At 51.8% G+C, this 22,531-nt stretch carries 15 protein-coding genes and 3 tRNA genes; 17 read left to right on the plus strand and 1 reads right to left on the minus strand.

Annotation, left to right across the window (positions count from 1 at the left end; all coding sequences use genetic code 11):
- Positions 1–68: 68 nt before the first annotated feature.
- The 3 genes from NNL21_RS30275 to NNL21_RS30285 all read left to right on the plus strand — a co-directional run bounded on the left by NNL21_RS30275 (position 69) and on the right by NNL21_RS30285 (position 317).
- Positions 69–145, plus strand: a tRNA-Arg gene (locus NNL21_RS30275).
- Positions 146–157: 12 nt separating this feature from the next.
- Positions 158–234 (plus strand) — tRNA-Pro (locus tag NNL21_RS30280).
- Positions 235–243: 9 nt separating this feature from the next.
- Positions 244–317 (plus strand) — tRNA-Gly (locus NNL21_RS30285).
- Between the two features lie 174 nt (positions 318–491).
- On the opposite strand, the gene NNL21_RS30290 is transcribed toward NNL21_RS30285, so the two are convergent.
- Entirely contained in the window at positions 492–881 is a 390-nt protein-coding gene (locus NNL21_RS30290; protein WP_204821999.1) for a hypothetical protein, read from the minus strand.
- Positions 882–1,291: 410 nt separating this feature from the next.
- Here NNL21_RS30290 and htpG point away from each other — a divergent pair, with 410 nt between their 5' ends.
- The 14 genes from htpG (at position 1,292) to hutH (ending at position 22,516) form a co-directional block, all read left to right on the plus strand.
- Positions 1,292–3,172, plus strand: coding sequence for a molecular chaperone HtpG (htpG, locus tag NNL21_RS30295; RefSeq protein ID WP_204821998.1), 1,881 nt, complete (start codon positions 1,292–1,294; stop codon positions 3,170–3,172).
- Between the two features lie 343 nt (positions 3,173–3,515).
- Positions 3,516–8,459: a discoidin domain-containing protein gene (locus tag NNL21_RS30300; RefSeq protein ID WP_204821997.1), complete on the plus strand. Its 4,944-nt coding sequence runs from the start codon at positions 3,516–3,518 to the stop codon at positions 8,457–8,459.
- A 162-nt stretch (positions 8,460–8,621) separates the two neighbouring features.
- Entirely contained in the window at positions 8,622–8,816 is a 195-nt protein-coding gene (locus tag NNL21_RS30305; RefSeq protein ID WP_204821996.1) for a DUF3934 family protein, read from the plus strand.
- Between the two features lie 44 nt (positions 8,817–8,860).
- Positions 8,861–9,277, plus strand: a complete 417-nt coding sequence (locus NNL21_RS30310) for a HEAT repeat domain-containing protein (protein ID WP_373567612.1) — start codon at positions 8,861–8,863, stop codon at positions 9,275–9,277.
- Positions 9,278–9,528: 251 nt separating this feature from the next.
- Positions 9,529–9,834 (plus strand): hypothetical protein, encoded by a 306-nt coding sequence (locus tag NNL21_RS30315; RefSeq protein WP_204821994.1) that lies wholly within the window; start codon positions 9,529–9,531, stop codon positions 9,832–9,834.
- A gap of 247 nt (positions 9,835–10,081) precedes the next feature.
- Positions 10,082–13,663, plus strand: a complete 3,582-nt coding sequence (locus NNL21_RS30320) for an Npt1/Npt2 family nucleotide transporter (RefSeq protein WP_204821993.1) — start codon at positions 10,082–10,084, stop codon at positions 13,661–13,663.
- Between the two features lie 89 nt (positions 13,664–13,752).
- The gene (locus tag NNL21_RS30325) at positions 13,753–14,208 is read left to right on the plus strand and encodes an acyl-CoA thioesterase (RefSeq protein ID WP_204821992.1); all 456 of its coding nucleotides are present in this window, start codon (positions 13,753–13,755) and stop codon (positions 14,206–14,208) included.
- 175 nt (positions 14,209–14,383) lie between these two features.
- The gene (locus NNL21_RS30330) at positions 14,384–15,400 is read left to right on the plus strand and encodes a DUF2804 domain-containing protein (protein WP_204821991.1); all 1,017 of its coding nucleotides are present in this window, start codon (positions 14,384–14,386) and stop codon (positions 15,398–15,400) included.
- Between the two features lie 96 nt (positions 15,401–15,496).
- Complete coding sequence (locus tag NNL21_RS30335) at positions 15,497–16,948, plus strand: aminotransferase-like domain-containing protein (RefSeq protein ID WP_204821990.1); 1,452 nt, start codon at positions 15,497–15,499, stop codon at positions 16,946–16,948.
- A 10-nt stretch (positions 16,949–16,958) separates the two neighbouring features.
- Positions 16,959–17,894 (plus strand): D-alanine--D-alanine ligase, encoded by a 936-nt coding sequence (locus NNL21_RS30340; protein WP_204821989.1) that lies wholly within the window; start codon positions 16,959–16,961, stop codon positions 17,892–17,894.
- A complete protein-coding gene (locus tag NNL21_RS30345; RefSeq protein WP_204821988.1) occupies positions 17,884–19,068 on the plus strand; it encodes an aminotransferase class I/II-fold pyridoxal phosphate-dependent enzyme in 1,185 nt (394 codons plus the stop codon). The genes NNL21_RS30340 and NNL21_RS30345 overlap by 11 nt, the downstream gene beginning before the upstream one ends.
- A gap of 279 nt (positions 19,069–19,347) precedes the next feature.
- Complete coding sequence (locus NNL21_RS30350; RefSeq protein ID WP_204821987.1) at positions 19,348–20,097, plus strand: class I SAM-dependent methyltransferase; 750 nt, start codon at positions 19,348–19,350, stop codon at positions 20,095–20,097.
- 176 nt (positions 20,098–20,273) lie between these two features.
- Positions 20,274–20,750, plus strand: a complete 477-nt coding sequence (gene hutP, locus NNL21_RS30355; RefSeq protein WP_204821986.1) for a histidine utilization transcription antiterminator HutP — start codon at positions 20,274–20,276, stop codon at positions 20,748–20,750.
- A gap of 257 nt (positions 20,751–21,007) precedes the next feature.
- A complete protein-coding gene (hutH, locus tag NNL21_RS30360) occupies positions 21,008–22,516 on the plus strand; it encodes a histidine ammonia-lyase (RefSeq protein ID WP_204821985.1) in 1,509 nt (502 codons plus the stop codon).
- Positions 22,517–22,531: the final 15 nt, after the last annotated feature.

The following is a 22,531-nucleotide window of genomic DNA, read 5'->3' on the forward strand; positions in this document are numbered from 1 at the left end:
AGCGGTAGAGCATCGCCTTGCCAAGGCGAGGGTCGCGGGTTCGATTCCCGTCTTCCGCTCCATGATATGTGCCCTTAGCTCAGCTGGATAGAGCATTTGACTACGAATCAAAAGGTCGGGAGTTCGAATCTCTCAGGGCACGCCATTTTATACTTATCGGGATGTAGCTCAGCTTGGTAGAGCACCTGGTTTGGGACCAGGGGGTCGCATGTTCAAATCGTGTCATCCCGACCATCTTTTCATGCGGGTGTAGTTCAATGGTAGAACTTTAGCCTTCCAAGCTAATAGCGTGGGTTCGATTCCCATCACCCGCTCCATCATGTCAATTCGAAGCCTCTGCTCACCTGCAGAGGCTTTTTTGATTCCTTTTGCAGGGCATGAATGAATTGCACACCACATCACAGAAGAAGCCCTCCGATTCCGGAAGGCTTCTTCTGCACTGCACACCCGGCAAGGGCGCAATATCTATAGGACCGACTAGCCGCAGGAGGTTAGTCCTTGGCAAACAGCTTCTTATCAAAGAAGACAAGGACGAGAAACAGAGCCATGGCGATCAGCAGTACGGATGCGGGGATAATAAAGCCCAGCAGCGTCGCCGTATTCTCCATCTTGTTATACACCAGCATGCCAATGGGCATAAGTCCGCCGCCGATCAGACTTGTCCAAGCATGGAATCGGGCAGTTTTCTTCATGCTGATCTCTTTGAATACATAATAGAACATACCGTATGCAAACAGGCTTAGCCAGCCGACTACAAGGATGTGGGCATGGGCTGGAATCATCGAGTAATCTTTTCTGCCCGCCATATCAGCGCCCATGAGCGCCCCCATTAACGCATAGATGGCTGCAACACGGATCAACCATTTACTATAATTTTTCATTTCAAACTCACCTCAACCCTTATTTAATCTCTAATTTACGCTGCGAAAATGAACCCAATATGAACAAGAGGTGAACGATATGTGAACGCTCGATAGCTATTCATTCTCACATGGTTGAGTGTACCGCGCTGCTCTCTCTTTGGCAAGATAAGTAAATCTACGAGGTTGAGGCGTTCCTTGCATGCCGCAAAAGACGTGAATACCCTCATTTCTTGCGTCTACATATTGACATTAAAAATTAGGTTATGTTATATAAAGAGGAGTGTTAGCACTCAAGACAAAAGAGTGCTAACGTGCGGAGCTTGTTATTTGATCAACAGCTGCACGTTTCAGTACAATGACAATGATCGAGACAACAATACCAGAGTCATCAGATTCTAATGCTGCCTATATGGGGAGGAGACCTATTCATGGAGAAGAAACAATTCCAAGCCGAATCGAAAAGATTGCTCGAGATGATGATTAACTCCATCTACACGCAGAGAGAGATCTTCTTGAGAGAGCTTATATCGAATGCCAGCGATGCCATCGATAAGCTGTACTACAGAACGCTTGCGGATGAACAGATGGTATTCAATCAAGAGGATTATTACATTAAAGTAACGGCCGATAAGGCAAATCGAACCTTGACGATCTCCGATACCGGTATCGGGATGTCTATGGAGGAGCTTGAGAATAACCTGGGGGTTATTGCGAAGAGCGGCTCTCTTGCTTTCAAGAAAGAGAATGAAGCGAAGGACGGCCACAATATCATCGGGCAATTCGGGGTGGGCTTCTACTCGGCGTTCATGGTGGCGGATGAGGTCACGGTAATCAGTAAGGCGCTGGGCAGTGATGAGGCGTTCAAATGGGAATCCCAAGGGACGGATGGCTATACGATCGTTCCGTGCGAGAAGGATACGGTAGGCACGGAAATTACGCTGAAAATCAAAGCGAATACGGAAGACGATCAGTATGATGAATATTTGGAAGAGTACCGGTTGAAGGCCATCATTAAAAAATACTCCGACTTCATCCGCTATCCGATCAAGATGGATGTGAAGGGCCAACGTCCTAAAGAGGGCAGCGAGAATGAGTTCGAGGAATATCAGGAAGAACAGACCGTCAACAGCATGGTTCCGATCTGGCGCAAGAACAAGAACGAGCTGACGACAGAGGATTATGAGCGTTTCTATCAAGAGAAGCGCTATGGCTTCGACAAGCCGCTGAAGCATGTTCATATTAGCGCTGACGGTGCGGTTGTGTACAATGCCATTCTGTTTATTCCAGAGAATACGCCGTTTGATTATTACACGAAGGAATACGAGAAAGGGCTCGAGCTGTATTCCAACGGCGTGCTGATCATGAACAAGTGCGCGGATCTGCTCCCGGATTACTTCAGCTTTGTCAAAGGCATGGTGGACTCCGAGGATCTGTCGCTCAACATCTCCAGGGAGATGCTTCAGCATGACAGACAATTAAGCTTGATTGCGAAGAATATTAAGAACAAGATCAAGAGCCAGCTGCAGAGCCTGCTGAAGGACGAGAGAGAGGCCTACGAGCGGTTCTACAAGTCCTTTGGCCGCCAGCTGAAGTACGGCGTATACAGCGACTACGGCGCTCATAAGGACGTGCTGCAGGATCTGCTGATGTTCCACTCCTCCAAGGAGAAGAAGCTGGTTACGCTTGATGAGTACGTATCGAGAATGCCTGAGGATCAGAAGTACATCTATTACGCTTCGGGGCCGTCGATCGACAGAATCGAGAAGCTGCCGCAGACCGAGCTGGTTGCGGATAAGGGCTATGAGATCCTCTACTTTACCGATGATATCGATGAGTTCGCGATCAAGATGTTCATGACGTACAAGGAGAAGGAATTCAAATCAGTATCGAGCGGCGATCTTGGTATTGAATCGGACAAAAGTGAGAATGATACGAACTCAGAAGATTCCGGAAACAAAGAGCTGTTCGAGCATATGCAGGGCATTCTAGCGGACAAGGTTAAGCAGGTCAAAGCCTCCAAGCGATTGAGAACCCATCCGGTATGCTTGTCGACCGAGGGTGAAGTCACCATCGAGATGGAAAAGATTTTGCAGGCTATGCCTAACAGCCAGGATGTTAAAGCGGACAAGGTATTAGAAATTAACATGAACCATGAGGTGTTCCAATCCTTGAAGGATGCGTATGACAACGATAAAGAGAAGCTCACCCTCTATACGAACCTGCTGTACAATCAAGCTCTTCTTATCGAAGGATTGCCGATCCAGGATCCGGTTGCCTTCACGAATGATATGTGTAAAATCATGGTTTAATAAGAGCGAATACAGGTAAGAAGGATAACCCGCACTGGTGTTGACCAGTGCGGGTTATTTATCGTTTGGCGCGCGGTGTGGCGCTGTACGACGGCAGGTAAAGCGGCCTTGAAATATGGGGTTCGTTATTGTAAAAAATTGTGATAATATGTAGCTTGTAGAAAAAGGAATCTAGTATCTATAGCTATTTTATTGCTAGAGTAAACGGCCGTACTTCAAACGGAGGAGGTGTTAGAGGGCTGATTTAGTAACATGCTCGATTAGTTATGTAATCGCTTACTTTAATGTTGTGCTGCGGTATGCGGTACGGAAATCCATTGTACATATGACGAGGAGGTTCATCATGAAGGGCTTAAAGAAAGGAAGTATAGCGGCCATCGTAATGGTCATGCTCGTAACCTTGCTATCCGGTATCGCGCCGATAACGGTCTCTGCAGAGGCATCGGTTCAGGTGTCTTCCAGCGCGCTGCCTGCTGGCAATGCAGTTGACGGCAATACAAATACGTTCTGGGCGAGCGGCGCCACCATTAACGAGTATCAAACGGAATGGATCTACATGGATTTGGCGGCAGCCCGGGAAGTTACCGGCGTTAGACTGACGCCTCGAATTGCCGGCAGTGCGGTCTATTGCTTTCCGAAGGACTTTGCCATCCAGTACAGCTCCGACGCCGTGAATTGGGTGGACGTACCCGGCCAGACCCATACCGGCTATGCAGCTTCAAACAGTCAACAGGTGTTTGCCTTTGCCAACCCGGTTAATGCCCAATTCATCCGTGTCCTTGCCACTCGGTTGAGCTTGGATAACGGCACCAATTACTATTTTCAGCTTGCGGAGTTTAAGGTAGACGTGAATGATACGGAGCCGCCGGCTCTGCTCGGGCTATCTCCTACTAACGGGGAAGCGGAAGCTGCGGTCAATACCCCTCTCACGCTAAGCTTCAATGAGCCAGTGCGGAGGGGGACGGCTGGCAATATCACCATTAAACAATCGGATGATCTTATGGTGGAGTCCATACCGGTAACCGATTCGAGGGTCACCGTCAGTGGCAATCAAGTTACGATCGTACCTTCCGCATATTTGGCATACTCTGCCGCTTATTATGTGGTGGTAGATGCGGGAGCTATTCAGGATGAGGCAGGCAACGGCTTTGCAGGAATCGCCGGCAGCTCGGCCTGGGCTTTCACGACAGAGGCGATTGAAGCGATACCGCCTGCGGCTAGCGAGTACGTGCCAGCCGCAGGAGCATCTCATGTGCCGATCAATGGCAATTTGGTGCTTACCTTCAATGAGGAGGTAAAGAAAGGATCAAGCGGCGCCGTCAACATCAAGAAGGCGGATGGCAGCCTTGAGCAAGCGATACCGATTGCAAGCTCGAACGTGCTCGTGAGCTCGCGCAAGGTGACCATCAAACTGATCGATAACCTGAAATATGATACATCGTATTATGTGGAAATCGATTCTGGAGGGATTATGGATATCGCCGGCAATCCTTATGCAGGGATGGAAGGGAACGGAATATGGGCATTCAAAACAGTGAAAAATTATATCAAGCTGCCTATTCTGGAAGCTGTGGCTTCATCAATTGCGATCCCTCAGCTGCCAGCAGGCAATGCCATTGACGGAACGGATCAATTCTGGGCAAGCACGGCCCATGCATCGGAAACGGCCGAGGAGTGGATCTATATCGGCTTCGAGAACGAGCAGGAGGTTTCCCGGATCAAGCTGCTGCCCCGCTCGTACAATGGCAGCGTCTATTCCTTTCCGAAGGATTTCAAGCTTCAATCCAGTCTAGATGCCGCCAATTGGACGGATATACCTGGACAATCGTTTGCTGGATATGTGGCGGGCATGAACGAACAAGTGTTCAACTTCGATACACCGGTTAATGCCAAGTACATTCGTGTGTTTGCGACGAGGCTAACGCAGGCGGACGGACCGGGCTATTATTTTCAGATTGCCGAGATTCAAGCGGAGAGTATAACAATAGCCGGCGATGCGGGACTGATTCCGCCGCCCTCGGAAGATGCAGGCATGCATGCGAGCGATCTGTACGACAACACCGGAATCAAATATGCATCCTCCTTATTGAAGGATTCTGACATGGCCGGGGAACGGTTTACGGCAGAAGGATCGTTCAGCGCGCTTGATGTCTTCGCATTCAATTGGCAGAATCAGACGGGCAGTCTGACCTTGGAACTGTACGCTTGGGATACCGACTATACGACGACATTGAGCGGAACAGCCATTGCATCTCAAGTATTTACCGACTACCCGAATAATTCGGCGCTAAAGCTGGTTTTTCCAGCGGCACAGGAAGGCGACTATTTGTGGGTGCTGAAGAATGCTGCAGGCAAGGTTGGCGTATGGTCCACTGCGAACAGTACGCACCCGAATACGGCATACATGAACGGCGCTGCCGTAACGGGAGATTACGCAAGCCGAATTTACTACACGGACGCCGCGGATGCTAAGATGAGCGGCTATCCGTTCGCGAGTGATGCGCCCAATAACTTCTCCACCTATTTAAACCGCATGTGGAGCATCTACGGCGCGGTCAATGACGGCACCAATGCCGTGTACAAGTTCGGCAACGAGCCGACTTACTTTGACTGGATTGCGACTAAGCTGCTGTGGAGCAACGAAGCGGCGTATAAGCAGGAATTGCGAAATAAGGTGAGAGATTTTGCCATCGGCAGCGACGGATATGTATGGTCATGGTCGAACCTGGAGAGATGGCCGAGCGGCGACTCGCTGCACTATGGCAATAACGTGAATTACATCATCGCGGTTTATAAGATTCTGTCATGGGAGAACAGCACAGACTTTCTGAATGAAGTGGATGCCACAACGTCGGCGGCTGGAGATGTGTCTTCCGGTCTAACCGTCAGGCAGAAGGTCGATATGGCCATGAACTATATTTTGAACGAACTGAACGGCAGCAATGGTTTATTGATTATTGACAACGGCGAGAATACCGGCAAGGCGGACGGACATGCCAGCAATTACTGGGATAACCTCAAGTACGGCTATAAGGAAGGCTATTCCAACATATATTTCTATCAATCGCTGCTGGCCATGAGCGGCATTGAACGAATGACGGGTGATGCCAGCGAGGCAGCGCGACTCGCGGCACTTGCCGAGACGGCAAAAGCAAACTATGACGCTACCTTCTGGGATGCTTCGAAAGGTAGATACGTAGCCACGATCGACGAGGACGGCAAGGCGTGGGACTTCGGATTTACGTTCCAGAATATGGAGGCACTTGCGAACGGGCTGGGCGACAACGCCAAGGCAACCCGTATTTATGATTGGCTGGACGGGCGGCGGATTATAGATGGCGATACATCGACAGGAGCAGATATTTATAATGCCTTCAACTATGCGCCGAGGGCCAATACTGTCCCAATCGAGAGTACAGGGGCCCCTTATTGGTGGAACGATGTGGGCGGAGGAATTCCGGTTACCTCAAGCGGAGGCTGGAACGAGCATCTCGAGAATGGCGGAACGATATTCTATATCTCCTTCTATGACCTTGTCGCTCGCGCCAAATACTTCGGGGCGGATAATGCCAAAGCGCGATTCGATGCGATCATGAGTGAGTTCAGGATTGACGAACTGCGGAGAGACCGGAAAAACAGCTACGGTGCTGCCTGGCTGGAAGGTATCGTCGGGGAGTTCCCGGAAAGCGGGCTTGTGCCAGCGTCTTACCTGTATGCCTTCATGGGAATTGACGCCGCCGGAGACACCATGAGAATCTATCCGAACCTGCCAAGCGATACGACCCATTCCGTCGTGAAGGATATCGTGTATGGCGGCGTGAAGTATGACATCACGGAGAAGAAAGTGTCTGGCGGCTATCAGGTTGAAATTGCAACCAACAATGGAGGTGCCGGGAAGCCGAAATTTACGGTAGGCAGCCTTCGTCCGAAAGCCGTGTACACCCTGACAAACCAGGATCGGACGAACGGAAGAATAGTATCTGCCGATGTGGTAACGAACGACAGAGGTGAGGTCATTCTCCATCAGAATATGGAAGGAAGCAGCAAGCTGACTCTTGTCTATAAGGGCGTGTACACGCCACCGCAGCCTCCAATCCAGATATCGGTGCCGCAAGCAGGAATACCTTCATCTTCTTCGGTACACATTGCTGCGGGAGAAGTACTTGCGGAAGTGAAGGCTGATGATGAAGGTACCGTTGAAGTTGATTTTGAGCTAGAAGACCTGATGAAAGCTATGGAAGATACGCAGGGCAAGAAGCTGCTTATCGGAGTGAAGGTTAACGGGGAAGCAGCTAAAATGAAAGTCAGGTTACCGGTTCAGACGTTAATTACGGCCGCCGGCAGCAATATAACTGAGCTCGAGATTGATACAGGACTAGCACGAATTTCCGTCAATCCAGCTGAGCTGAAAGAAGCTTTGGGAGCCGCGGCAGCCTACTTCGAGTTCGCAGTCTCCGAAGCGGATACGGGCGCACTATCTGAAGAGCTCAGGAAGCTGGCTGGGGGCAGTGCTGCGCATGCTATTATTTTGACCGTGGATGGGAAGACCATTGCACCATTCAGCGGAAAGATCACCGCGGCAATCCCCTATAGCTTGAACCAGGGGGAGAAGGCTGACACGTTGACGGTTCTGTATCTGGCTGAAGACGGAACGGTAAGAAACATGATGGGCAGGTATGATTCCAAGACCAATGAGATGGTGTTTACAACTGGAATACTCGGTACGTTCTTGGTGAAAAACGTCGTTGTGAGGTTCGCTGATCTGGAGCACGGTTATTGGGCCGAGGATTATATTGCTTCGATGGCGGCTAAAGGGATCATCGAAGGAACAGGATCCAATACCTTTAATCCGACCGGAGCGCTGCGACGGGCTGAATTTGTAAGGATGCTGGCAGTCGCGGCTGGAATTATGGATGACGAAGCCAGCGTAGACTTCTCCGATGTGGCCGCAGAAGAATGGTTTTATAACTATGTGGCATCCGCCTATAAGGCAGGCTTAGTCACAGGGAAGTCTGACGGGACATTTGATCCGAACGGGAAGATCACAAGACAAGAAATGGCCGTTATGATTGCCAGGGCACTGGGCGAGAAGGCTTCAACAGCCTCAGGGCTATCGCAGATACTGAACTTTAAGGATTATGACCGGATTGCCGGCTGGGCCAAAGAAGGCGTAGCACGAGCTGTAGCTGGAGGCTATATAACCGGTAAGCCGGGCCCTGTCATGGATCCTGAAGGAGATGCGACCCGGGCAGAAGGAGCGGCAATCATCTATAGGTTCTATAACTGAATCTAATAAGAGGCTCAAGTTGAACCCAACTTGAGCTTTTTTCTGTACATATCGCACCTGATGAGGTATATTTCATCATGCTTGGTTAAATAACCATAGATAAGGGATACAACTAATGAAGGACAAGTAATAACGATTTATAAACCCTAATGGAGTGATCATTTGAGTAAAGCGAAGGGTAAAGGCGGAACGGGCAGAGGAACGGATAAGAAAGGCTGGAACAGATGGCAAGCCAGCGCTAACCGGGCCAAGAACGCTCCCAAACCATACACAAGCAAAGGCGTCAAGAAAGCGGATGGAACAAAGGGCACAGGCGGCACCGGCAGTTCAAGCAGCGCAAAGAGTAATAAAGAATAGAAGGAGCTGGGTTTATTTTGGATCACAATGACATCGCAGCAGACATGCCCGCAAACTACGAGGAATTGAAAAAAATGGCCAATCGCACATCGAGTTGGAAAGAACGGCTGGAGGCGGTCAATGAGCTGGGCCAATGGAACAATAAACAAATCATTGATATCCTGACGCATCGAATGATGAACGATACGGTATACAGCGTACAGGAAGCAGCATATTTGAAGCTTAAAGCGCTTGGCGAAGCTGTCGAGCAGCCGCCGCGGAGAAAAGGCGAGCTGGTTAAGGGCGCCACGAAGATCCTCGTCAGAGTGAAGAAGAGCCTGCCGCAGGGTCATACATTCGAAGCGTTCAAGGAGAAGCTCCAGAAGATGAGACTCGATGTGTATGACGCCTACGAAGGCGACAAGGGCGCTGATTTCGATCAGTGGCTGGAGACTACTTGGGCATCGCTATCTGCGCGGTAACGCCCTTCAACACCCCCGGAAAATCGTGAACGACTGCGATAACGGGGGTATTTTATTCTTTTTAAGGGCAAAAATGAATGTAGAAGGTTCCTAATTATGTTACTTTCGGCATATGGGTGTACTAATCCGTCCATTATTAGTATGATAGAAGAGTATGATTTCGTGAATAGGAAGCGTTCCATTCTAACCTAATCAACCAGATCAATATGTACTGTTAAAATTGGGTAAGAGGATGGGGGGACATTGCCAAAGTGAACATAAACTTGAATTTTACGGCAAAGGGAAAAATAGCAATCGAGAATTTTACGAACGAAGAACTGCTTGAAATTCTCACCAGATATTCCAACACGCTCAAAAAGAAGTATGCCATTGATATTTCGTATCCGCTTGAGTCGAATCAGAGTATCTGTGAAGACGGTGTCGTGAAGGTCATCGCCAACAACATCGAATGCGATGTCGACCTCTTTTTTAGAGAGCTGGGGAGAGATATTAAAGTACCGCTCAAGAAAAGACTTCAAGGCAACCTAGACAATGTATTCAAAATGGTACGGGAATAATTGAACCGAGGTAGCTTGCCCTGTTCCTCTTGCCGTCTCCGCCGATGAGCGTTGATGGTAACCGGGATGTTTGTCTGGGGCTCTATCACGATGGATCCGCTCAAGCTTCGATAAGCTTGGGTTTTTTGTTTTTTCCATAAAACGGAGGACTTTAGAACGAGTTGTCGAATTGTGTAGAAGATGTAATTTTGTGCGGAATATCTGTGGAACAATAGACAAGACCGCAATAACCGGGGGATCCATGATCATGAATCATCTTCGCATTGGCCGTACATTCAAAGACATGCTGGAAAGGATGGCGGGGGATCGGAAGGAATACGTAAAGGTACTGCTGCTATTCGGCTATTTGTTCTGCGTGACGGCGGCTTCGACTACGGGCCGGACGACTGCAGACGCGCTGTTCCTAAGCCGGTTTGATAATTCTTTTTTATCGTTTATGTACCTGCCGCAGGCTCTGACGATGATAGTCACGGGTATCCTTTATCAGCGTTACTTTCACAAGGTACGTCTGGAAACGTTTATTCTGGCACTCATCCCGCTCATCAGCCTATTGGTTCTCTTGTCGAGGATTGGAGTCGGGCTGGAGCTTAGATGGGTATTCCCGGTTATTTACATAGGCTACGACGTATTTAATTTCTTGATGATTGTGTGCTTCTGGCAGTTCGCCACGTCGGTTATGGATCAACGAAAGGCCAAACGGACGATCGGGATCGTAGGCAGCGGCGGAATTGCAGGCGCGATTCTAAGCGGATTTGGCCTAAAGGCATTCGTGCCTCTGATCGGAACCTCGAATTTGATCTATCTCTATGCGTTTCTTCAGCTGCTTGCCCTGTTTATCGTGATTTACCTCGTACGAATATCCCGCTCTACCGCAGCGGCAAGGCCGGCGGCTCCGCCGCCTTCTCGCGCTGCAGCAGCCCGGCAGGTACAATCTAAATCCGGTCTCTTTCAGAATGTCCCGCATTTGAAATATATAGCCATTCTAACGGCAGTTGTGGTGCTGTCGCTTACGTTGATCGACTATCAGTTCAAGGTGATCCTCAGAGGCACGCTGCAAAATGAAGAGTTAGCCGGGTTCATGGGCAGCTTCTACGGATTCTCAGGTCTTATTGCGCTTGCCGTTCAATTGTTCGCGGCGGGACGTATTCTATCGCGCTTCGGGGTGATGGCCGCACTGCTCGTTTTTCCAATCATACTGGCAGCGGGAAGCTTGGGCGTATTGATACTCCCGGTTCTGGCTATGGCTGCAGTCGTTAAGGGCAGCGACAAGGTAGTGGGAGATACGCTGTATGCCTCGGTCAATCAATTGGTCATGTTTCCGATCCGGCCGGAATGGCGGGCGAAGGCGAAGGGCTTCGTGGACGGCGTCGTCAAGAATGGGGCCAAAGGGCTGGCGGCAGTCTGTTTGCTGGTCTTCACTCCGCTTATGAATGCGGAACAATTCAGCTACATCGTTCTGGTGCTGCTCGCGGTAGGGATCTTCGCTGCGCTCAAGGTCAAGAAGGCTTATTTGCATACCCTCATGGAAAGCTTGAGAACGGGAGGGGATGATTTGGAGAAGGCCGAGCTGAATTTTATGGATCCGGCAAGTCTTCGCATTCTGACGGATGCCCTGACAAATCCGGATAAGCAGCAGGCTTTGTATGCGTTAAGAATTCTGCGCGGTACAGCAGCTTTTGATCTATCCCCGTATATAGAAGGGCTATTGCAGCATGCGGACTCCGAGGTTCGCACCGAGGTACTGAGTGATATCGAAGCGTCGACTCCCCCAGGCTTGGAGGAGCAAGTAAGGGGGATGTTAGCGGTAAGCGATATTCAGATCCGACGCAAAGCTCTGCTGGCGCTTGCCGCGTACGCGGATGAACGATATTTGGACGAAATATCGGAGCATCTCGAGGATCAGGAGGCAGAGGTCCAAGCAGCAGCCATAGCGGCGCTGGTTAAATATTATGGCATCGAGGGCATGTTCAGAGCGGTCGGGAGGCTGAAGCAGCTGCTTGGCAGCTCGAATGAAGAGGACCGGATGGCCATGGCGTCTTTGTTCGGCCAGATCGGCATTACAAGCTTCTACAAGCCGCTGCTTTCCTTACTCCATGATCCAAGCCATAAGGTCAGGAGATCCGCGCTGCAATCGGCGGCGATTCTTCGTGTACCCCTGTTGGTGCCTTCCATCATTCAAGCGCTGCAGGATAGACAGACACGGAAGGAGGCCGTCGAAACGCTCGCCGCTTATGACGGGGAGCAAATCTTGACGCTTCTTCAGCCTTATTTGGATGACCGGGAAGCCTCCATGTATTTGTTTGCGGTGTATGAGCAGATAGGAACCCAGCCAGCAGCCGGGATCCTTCTGTCCGCCTATGGCCGTTCCGATTTCGATCAACGGGACCGGATATTGGCCTCTCTGCAGCGGATGAACAAAGCCATGTTTCAGCTGTACCGGGCAGAGGTCGAGGGCTATATTCTGCAAGAAACGGAGCAGTATAGTCAATTTGCCGAGCAGGGCGCGGCTTTAGCCGGAGTGAATGGCTGCTCGCAAATCGTGCAAATTATAGATGAGCTGCGGTACCGCATGTGCCAGCGGGCCTTTGGACTGGTAACGCTGCTGTATGAGGAGAAGATGTTCCGAACGGTCTTCTTCAACTGGTCCGAGGGCGACGTCATGCGGCAGGCAAATGCCACGGAGGTAGTCGATCAGACCTTGAAGGGGACGCTGCGGACGGCCATGGTGAAGCTGATGTCAGCCCCGCGCAGCGTGGTGCGGGCCGGACAGGAGCAGGAGGAACGAATCGAAGCTGCAATCCGCTGGTTTTTACTGCAGGAGGATGAATGGCTTTCGAGTAATATCGCCGTATACATACAACAGCGCCCGGACAGCTGCCCGATGCCGGGCAATAATGAATACGCGGTTAGCGCAGAAGACCCGGAGCAGCTTGACGAGTATTTGGAACGCGTACGTTTATTGAGAGGCGTATCCTTGTTTCAAGGCTTGACTAGCAAGGAGTTATCCGTCATTGCGCGGCGGCTGCAGAAGCAGATGTTTCGTGCAGGATATCCGATCATCCAGGAAGGGGAGCCCGGGGACTCCTTGATGATCTTGGACCGCGGCCGCGCAGGCGTGTATCGCAGCGATCAGCAGCTGAGCGTGCTGAAGAGGGAAGACTGCTTCGGCGAGATGGCGGTTCTTACGCACGGCACTCGAACGGCTACGATTCGCGCGGAAGAGGATGTCACCTTATGGAGACTGGATTCCAATGATTTCTATGAGATGATGATCGATCAAACCAGCATTGCCGTCGAGATGATGAAGCTGCTGTCGCGGAGGCTGCGTGCAGCATTGGCACGGGGAGGGAACCCGGACTCTCTCGAGAGGCCGGCGAGAGAGCTTCAAGAAGACGCGTCCGATATAACCGATATTTCGGATGAAGTCATCCTGCGCCGCATTTTCGTGCTGCAAAAAATAGAGCTCTTCTCGGATCTGACGCTGAATGAATTCATCGAGCTTGCCCGAATGGTGGATGAAGCCCAATTTGAACAAGGAGAGGTCATCTGCCAAGCAGGCGAGCTGGGCGATACGATGTATGGGATCATCGAGGGACATGTGCGTGTACACCGGGGTGCGGAGTTCATTGCATCGCTTCAAGAAGGCGAGTCTTTCGGGGAGATGGCCATCATCGACAGCGGACCGCGCTCGGCGGATTGCACGGCTGCAACCCGTACGGTTCTGCTGCAGCTGCATCGGGATCAGGTATTATCGTTCTGCTTCCAGAACACCGAGGTGCTCAAGAGGTTGATGCGGGTGCTGGCAGATCGTTTGAAAGGCATGCAGTAGACTTGCATATTGACCAGACGCGCCTATAAGGAGTAAAATCCAAACTAATCATACACAGCATGTACAGCATCATGAGGGGAGCATCCGTGATGAGCAAGGAAACCTTCATCCAACCTGATAAGCAGGGCTGGGTGGATCAATTCAGCTTTTCCATTCCGATTAAAGTTCGCTATTGCGAAACAGATTTACTGGGCCATGTGAACAACGTGAGCTACTTTATGTACTTCGAGCAGGGCCGTATCGATTATTTCGAGAATTTGAACCTGACGGAGGAGCTGTTCAGCGATGAGAAGGTATCCGTTGTCGCCGACTTGGAATGCCAGTACTTGGCCCCGCTCTTTCTAAGGGATCCCGTAACCCTCCATGTCAGAGTGGCGCGAATGGGCCGGTCCTCCATGGACATCGAATATGCTCTGGTCGTGCAGGATCAATTAAAAGCGGGAGGCCGGGGCACCATCGTGCTCGTCGAGACGGCAAGCGGCAAGAGCACGCCGATACCGGATCGGGCCCGTGATATCATCGGTACCTATGAAGGGCTGCACTAGCCGTCCTTCTCCATATATGAATCCCCGCTTCAGCATACTCGGCTGGCGGGGATTCTGTCTTTCCCTTGTCCCCGTCAATAGAGGAAATCCGGCCTAGATGTAGAACTATTGAACGACATCTTATTCGGGCACGTTGAAGGTGCTAAGAGGTCCGCATAAACATTGGAGGTAAACCATGCAGCGCGAAATCATATCACCGGCTAATCTGCTGGATAAGGACGGCAGACTCTCTCAGCATGGATATTCAACACAAGCCGTACTCACCTACAATCGGGACGGCATCAAAGCGCCGCCATGGCGGATTAAGGAATGGGACTTCTACCAGGTATCGAATGATGATTACTGCTTGCAGCTGACGATCGGGCATGTTTCTTATGCGGGCAGCATAACGGTTACCTTCTTCGAATATGAAACCGGCTTACGTTATGACGCGTCGACCATGCTTGCGCTGCCGTTTAACCGGCTGCGGATGCCCCCCTCTGCGGAGCAGGGCGATCTGGCGTTTCAACGAAAAGGCATGTCCATGCAGTTTGAGCATGTGAACGGCGGGCGCAGATTGCGATGCAAGACAACCGGGGGAAAGACTCCGCCGATGGATATCGATATTCAGTTGTCCCAGCCTGACCGGACCTCGATCGTGATGGCTACTCCATTCGACGAGCACCCTACCTTCTTCTACTATAATCACAAAATAAACTGCATGCCGGCCGCCGGCGTTGTCCGGATTGGCGAGACGGAATACCGGTTTGAACCGGAGAGCGCGTTCGGTCTGCTCGACTGGGGCAGAGGCGTGTGGCCCTTCCGGCATGACTGGTACTGGGGAAGCGGCAGTAAGATGATCGAGGGCAAACGATTCGGCTTCAATATCGGCTACGGCTTCGGGAATACCTCTGCGGCAACGGAAAACATGCTGTTCTACGACGGGACGGCCCATAAGCTGGGTCATGTGTATTTCAACCTGGAAGAGGACGGCTACATGTCCAAGAAGGTGTTTACGAGCGATGACGAGCGCTTCGAGATGGAGTTTACCCCGGTATACGACCGGTATACGGAAACGAAGCTGCTGTTCGTGGACAACAGCTGTCATCAATTGTTCGGGTGGTTCAACGGGAAAGCCGTCTTGGATGACGGCCGGGTCATTGAAGTGAAGGATATGATGGCGTTCGCCGAGCATGCGGCTAATAATTGGTAAGCGAGACAAGGGACCACACCCGGATGAAAAATCCAGGGCAGTGGTTCTTTTGTTACGCGTTCTTCTATGCCAGAATGATTGTGGGGGCGATGAGAGATGTTTAACGATTTCAAGCTCATGGATGACCGTCCGGTATCGATTCAAGTGAAGGAATACGTGAAACGTTTAATTATAAAAGGCGCGCTGCAGGCCCATCAGAAGCTCCCGTCCACGCGTGAGCTCAGCACGCTGCTGAGCATGAGCCGCAACACCATTATTTCCGCTTACGAAGGCTTGGAGGATGATGGCTTCGCCTATGTGGTTCATGGCAAAGGGAGCTACGTTGCTGCGGCTGTAAGCAGTGTGGCGGCCTCGTCATGGGAGCTGGACTGGGGAGCGCGCGTGAACGCGCATGCGCGGCAGGCGGTGGAGCTCGATCTGATGAAGCGCGGCATACGCGCGAAGAAAGGAACGATCTCCTTCACCAGCATTGCGCCCGATGAGAAGCTGTTCGACCTCGATAATGTGAAGCGGGCGTTTCAGGACCGCATGTCGGTGGAGGGCAACGTGCTGCTCAACTACGGCTATGCCAAAGGGTATAAGCCGTTGATCGATTATTTGCTGCGCTATATGGATCATAAGGGCGTCGATTTGAAAGGTAAGGACCTATTGATTACCAATGGCTTCACAGAAGGCTTCGATATCGTCTTGTCGGCCTTAAACAGGAAGAACGGATCGGTGATCTGCGAGAACCCCACCCATAATACCGCGATCAAGAATCTTAAGCTTCATGGGTTCGAGATTACGGGAATTGCGATGGAGCGGGACGGCATCAACCTTCAGGAACTGGAGCAGGCGTTATCGGATAAGGCTTTCGACTGCGCGTATTTCGTCCCTTCGTATCATAATCCGACAGGCATTGTGATGTCCCCGGAGAAAAGGCAGACGTTAATGAAGCTGATGACGCGATATCAGGTGCCGGTCATTGAGGATGGCTTCAATGAGGAGCTGCGTTATTCCGGCTCCCATGTGTCGCCTTTGATGGCAGCGGCAGGACAGGGCAACGGCGTCATCTACTTGGGGAGCTTCTCCAAGGTGCTGTTTCCCGGACTCCGTGTCGGATGGGTGCTGGCGGACCGGGAGCTGATTGATTACCTGGAAAGCATCAAGCGCGCCCGCAGTATTCATACCTCCACGCTGGATCAGTCGATCCTGTATCAATATTTGCATAACGGCAATTTCGAGAAATATTTGAGGAAGGCCAGAGCGGAATATAAACGGAAATACGAATGGACGAAGCAGTGCTGCGAGGCGTTCATCCCCTACGAGCAGCTGTCTGGTGATGGGGGACTTCACCTGTTTGTCGCCTTCGAAGAGGGCTTCGATACCAGGGTGCTGCTGGAGGCCTGCTCCAGCCAAGGGGTTATCTTCACGCCCGGTGATATCTTCTTCACGAAGGATGGCCAGGGGCGGCATACGATGCGGCTAGGTTTCTCGAGAGTGGCTGATGAAGACATCGGCAAGGGGATTCGGATTATAGGCGAGACAGCCAGACAACTTAGGGGATAGAGGTGCGGATATGAAGGTTGGCGTCATTATGGGAGGCATTTCATCGGAACGCGACGTATCGCTCATGACGGGCGAGGTCATGCTTGCTCATTTGGACCGGGATAAATATGAAGTAACGCCCATCGTCTTAACGGAGCGGGATGAGCTGATCGGGAAGGTAAAAGGAATCGATATCGCACTGCTTGCGCTTCATGGTTCCTATGGGGAGGACGGTACGGTACAAGGCACGTTGGAGACGCTGGGGGTTCCCTACACAGGAAGCGGCGTATTATCGAGCAGTGTGTGCATGGATAAAGATTTGTCCAAGAAGCTGCTGCGCGCGGAAGGGATTAAGACGCCTGACTGGCTCTGCTGGAACAGTATGGAGGAATACTCGGCGGAAGCCGTTGAGCAGCTGGGCTATCCGGTCATCGTGAAGCCCAATTCCGGCGGCTCCAGCATCGGAACGCAGCTGGTGCCAAGCGAAGAGCTGCTGCATGCGGCGGTTCAGGATGCTTTCCGCTGGGATGATTCGGTCTTGATCGAGAGCTACATTAAGGGAGAAGAGATTACATGCTCGATATTAGACGGTGAGCTTCTGCCCATTATCGGGATCCGCTCCGCGCATTCCGAATGGTTCGATTATCAGGCCAAATACGCGGATGGCGGCGCGGAAGAGCAAGTCATTGCATTGCCGGCCGAGGTCGAGGCGTGCGTGCGCGCGGCGGCGCAGGTTTGTTACCGGATCCTGAGATGCAGCGTGTACGGCCGTGTGGATATGATGCTGAGGGATGGCATTCCTTATGTGCTGGAAGTGAATACGCTGCCTGGCATGACGACGAACAGCCTGCTTCCCAAAAGCGCTGCAGCGGCGGGGATCTCCTTCAGCCAGCTGCTGGATCGGATCATTGCCTGCTCATGGGAAGAACACACAAGAGATCGAGGAGTGATGGGCCATGTCGAATGAATTCATTACGCCGCGGGTATTGCAAATACCGCCTTCCGGTATTCGCGCCTTCTTCGAGCTGACCGAAGGAAGCAGCGATATTATCTCTCTTGGTGTTGGCGAGCCGGATTTCGTCACACCGGAGCATGTACGGGCAGCCTGCGTGCGCGCCTTGAACGAGGGGAGAACGATGTATACGCCCAATGCGGGACTGATGGAGCTGCGGGAAGAAATTGCCTCGTATCTGAAGGACAGCTTCACGCTTCAGTACGAGCCGTCGAGCGAGATTATCGTAACGGTTGGAAGCAGTGAAGCGGTTGATCTAGCGCTGCGGACCTTCATTGCTCCAGGCGACGAGGTACTGGTTCCATCACCGACCTATATTGCCTATGCGCCGATTACCTATCTTCATGGCGGGACAGTCGTGGAGGTGGAAACATCCGCCGACCAACAGTTCAAGCTCACCGCACAAGCGCTGCAGGAGAAAATAACGCCGCGCTCGAAAGTGCTCATGTTGAACTATCCGAACAATCCGACTGGTGCGGTGATGACCGAGCAGGACTGGCAGCCGATTGCCGAGCTTGTGATCAAGCATAACCTGATCGTCATCTCGGATGAAATCTATGCTGAGCTGACTTATGGCCAGCAGCATGCCAGCATTGCTTCACAGCCGGGCATGAAAGAACGGACGATCGTCATTAGCGGCTTCTCCAAGGCATTCGCGATGACGGGATGGCGGGTCGGCTATGCTTGCGGCAACCGGGAGCTGATCGCCGGTATGCTGAAGATCCATCAGTATACGGCTATGTGCGCGCCCGTTCTCGGACAAATCGCGGCCATCGAATCGCTGCGCAGCGGATTGGAAGCGAAGGATGCGATGAAGGCGGCGTTCGATGGACGCCGGCAGATGTTCGTGAAGGGGCTTAGGGAAATCGGCCTGCCCTGTCACGAACCGCAAGGCGCCTTCTATGCCTTTCCTTCCATTGCGCATACGGGGCTGACATCCGAACAATTCGCCAAGCAGCTGCTGAGCGAAGGCGGTGTTGCCACCGTTCCGGGCCATGTATTCGGGACGGGAGGAGAAGGGTTCATCCGCTGCTCTTATGCGTCTTCGACGGAGAGGCTGTCCGAGGCGCTTGAGCGTATGGGGCGCTTCATGAACGCTCTGAGCTCCATGCGTGTGGCGGCGGGGTAATGACATAACGCCAATCGATTATGCAGGTTATCGTCCGCCCTGCAAAAAAGATATTCATGTCAGCAAGCTTTTGCGAGTATAATGAAAGCAATCTTTCAAGTTGAGGTGAAGTGGATGTCATTCCGTATCGTTCGAAGTAATTAGTTTCCGGGCTGGAGAAAAACGCGTACCAGCCATCAAGGGGCTCGTCTGCCCTTTGGTCACAAGCTAACGAACATTCGGACAACGATCGGACAATGAATCCAGTGCTTCATAATCTTCTTGAAGGGTGATATAACGATGAACGAAATTGACTACAAGGCATTCTATGATCAAATTGGCAGACTTAATGGCTGGGATTTCAGCAAGGTGAAGGCCGCATCGGAAGGCGTGCTGTGGGATTTCTTCCCTGAAGTAACCCGGCACTGCAAGCCCTCGGATATCTGCCTTGATATCGGCACTGGCGGCGGAGAAGCCTTATTATCGATAGCGGACTGCGCCTTGCTCTTCGTGGGAATTGACCAATCCGCCGGGATGATTGAAACCGCACGGAAGCGTGCGGAGGAATCCGGCAAACCGAACGTCCGGTTCCTGCAGATGGATGCGCGGAGGCTTGAATTTCCGGAGCGCTTCTTCCAGGTGGTGTCCTGCCGCCATTCACCATTCGATGCGGCAGAAGTCGCGAAGGTATTGGCGCAGGATGGCGTATTCCTCACTCAGCAGGTCGGCGAGAAGGATAAGCTGAATGTGAAGGAGGCCTTCGGGAGAGGGCAGGCTTGGGAGGCAGAGGAAGGAGCGCTAACCTCGCAATACGTGACGGAATTAAGGGAAGCGGGCTTTACCGATATCCGGACCTTCCACTACAATGCCGCGGAATATTATGAAACGGCGGAAGACCTGCTGTTCTTGCTGAAGCATACGCCGATCATTCCGGAATTTGGGCAGCGGGAAGCTGATTTTCCGATCCTCCATCAATTTATTCAAGACTATACGGAGGATAAAGGAATCCGGACCAATTCGGAGCGTTATATGATCATCGCGAAGAAATAGGCTGTAAGAAGGGCATAGGGACATCAGTCTAAGCTCTATTATAATCATAACTTGCTCAATTTAGCTTATAGTGAATCGAGAAAGAGCTTGGCATGGAGGAATCTGCAATCATTCCTTTATTGCGAAGTTCTTTCGTTGTTTATGGGAAATGTGTTGAAACGAGAGGGAGGGCCGACATGACACAGCCGAGAGTAACCCGATATTCGAATCGGACCAAATATACCCTGGGAAAGCTGGCATCGCTCCTAGTTTTGCTGCACAACGATGAATTGGGACGGGAAATTGAGGATGAGCTGGCGCTCAGAGGGTACCGGTATACTGTAGGGAAAGTCGGCTCCATGGACCTGGTCAAGGTTGTGGCCGCGATCGAGACGAGTGCCAAAGCCAATCATGTGATAGACCCCAATGTGTACCGGGAGGTCCATTCCTTGTATCATGCCATCTTGGAAGCGATTCAAGGCGTCGGCAGAGGAACGGTTCAATTCGGGGAGATTCTTCGTACGGTAGGCCTGACCTTCTCGATCGTCAGAGGCGTCGTGGATGTATCGGGGGATTCCAGCCAGTGGATCAGCGTCTGCATTTACGGTACGATCGGTGCTCCTAAGAAGGGGTTTGAACACGATGCTTTGGGCTTTGGATACAATCATATCTAAGGACAGCATTCGCATGTGCTGGCGGTCAAAGTTAGAACGGAACAGAGCTAACGGGCAAGTGCCCAAATGAAGTCAGATGGATTGACAGCATGAATCTTCGGTGTTACGTTTATTTGTAAGTGAAGAAAGCATAGGTCCAAGTAATTGAATATTCAGCCCATAGTGATTAGGATATCAGGGGGCTATACCTAGGAAGTCATTTCCTGGGTATAGTCCCTTTTTTGCATTCATATATGAAGCAAGAGGAGAGAGCGTCCATGATACAACTAGACGGCAGCTGTTTATCGATGGAACAGGTCAGCCAAGTCATTCACGATAATGAGCTTGTAGAAATAAGTGAAATCTCCTGGGACAAGGTGAAGAAATCCAGAGATGTCGTGGAATCTATCGTATCCAAGGGAAGCCTTGTTTACGGGGTAACGACAGGGTTCGGCAAATTTAGCGACACTGTCATATCGGTCGAAGACGTCGAAGAGCTGCAAATCAACTTGATCCGGAGTCATGCCTGTGGTGTAGGCGAGCCGCTGCCCGAGAAGGTCGCCAAGACGATGCTTCTTCTAAGAGCCAATGCTTTGGCCAAAGGCTACTCCGGAATTCGTCCGGCGACACTCCAGCTCTTAGTCGATGCGCTGAATCACAATATCTACCCCGTTATACCGAGCCAAGGCTCATTAGGTGCCAGCGGCGACCTTGCGCCGTTGTCTCATCTGGCTCTGGTGCTGGTCGGCGAAGGGGAGGCGGACTATAAGGGCCGGCGGATGATCGGGGGCGAAGCTCTGAAGCAGGCGGGGCTTCAGCCTATTCGCCTGCAGGCCAAGGAAGGCTTGGCGCTCATTAACGGCACGCAAGCGATGACCGCCATTGGGACGATGGCCTATCTGGAGGCTGAGCGGCTCGCTAATCTGGCCGATGGTGTCGCAGCGCTCACCTTGGAAGGATTAAGAGGCATCGTGGACGCCTTCCTGCCTGAATCCCATCAAGTGCGTCCTTATCCGGAACAGAAGCAGGTTGCCGATCGGATCCTCGGCTGGGTCGAGGGGAGCCAGCTTACCACCTCGCAAGGCGAGCTTCGTACGCAGGATGCCTACTCCTTGCGCTGCATTCCGCAGGTACATGGCGCGATTCAGCAGGTGCTTGCCTATGTAAAGGACAAATTGCTGATCGAGATCAACTCGGCGACGGATAATCCGCTGATCTTCTCGGATTCCGGGAGGGTCATCTCAGGCGGCAACTTTCACGGCCAGCCGATTGCCTTCGCGATGGATTTTCTGGGGATCGCTATCGCAGAGGTCGCCAGCATATCGGAACGAAGAATCGAGCGCCTCGTCAATCCGCAGTTGAATGACCTGCCGGCGTTTCTCAGTCCGAACCCTGGCCTGGAATCGGGCTTGATGATTACGCAATATGTAGCGGCCTCTCTCGTTTCGGAGAACAAGACATTAGCCCACCCTTCCAGCGTCGATTCGATTCCTTCCTCCGCGAATCAGGAGGATCATGTCAGTATGGGAACGACAGCAGCCCGGCATGCGGCGATGATTGTGCAGAACAGCCGCAAGGTCTTGGCGATCGAAGCGATCTGTGCGGCTCAAGCCGCTGATATCCGGGGAGTCGAGAGGCTGGCGCCAAAAACAAGAAGGCTGCACCGTCAAATTCGTTCCATCGTTCCGTTGATCAAGAAGGATCGCGTATTCTCCCAAGATATTGAGAAGCTGTCACGCAGCATGGAGGAGCAGGATTGGTCGTTCGATCAACCTGCACATGCATAGTCTGTAAGTAGAAGC

This window comes from Paenibacillus mendelii (genome assembly GCF_024498075.1).
GTDB lineage: Bacteria > Bacillota > Bacilli > Paenibacillales > Paenibacillaceae > Paenibacillus_Z > Paenibacillus_Z mendelii.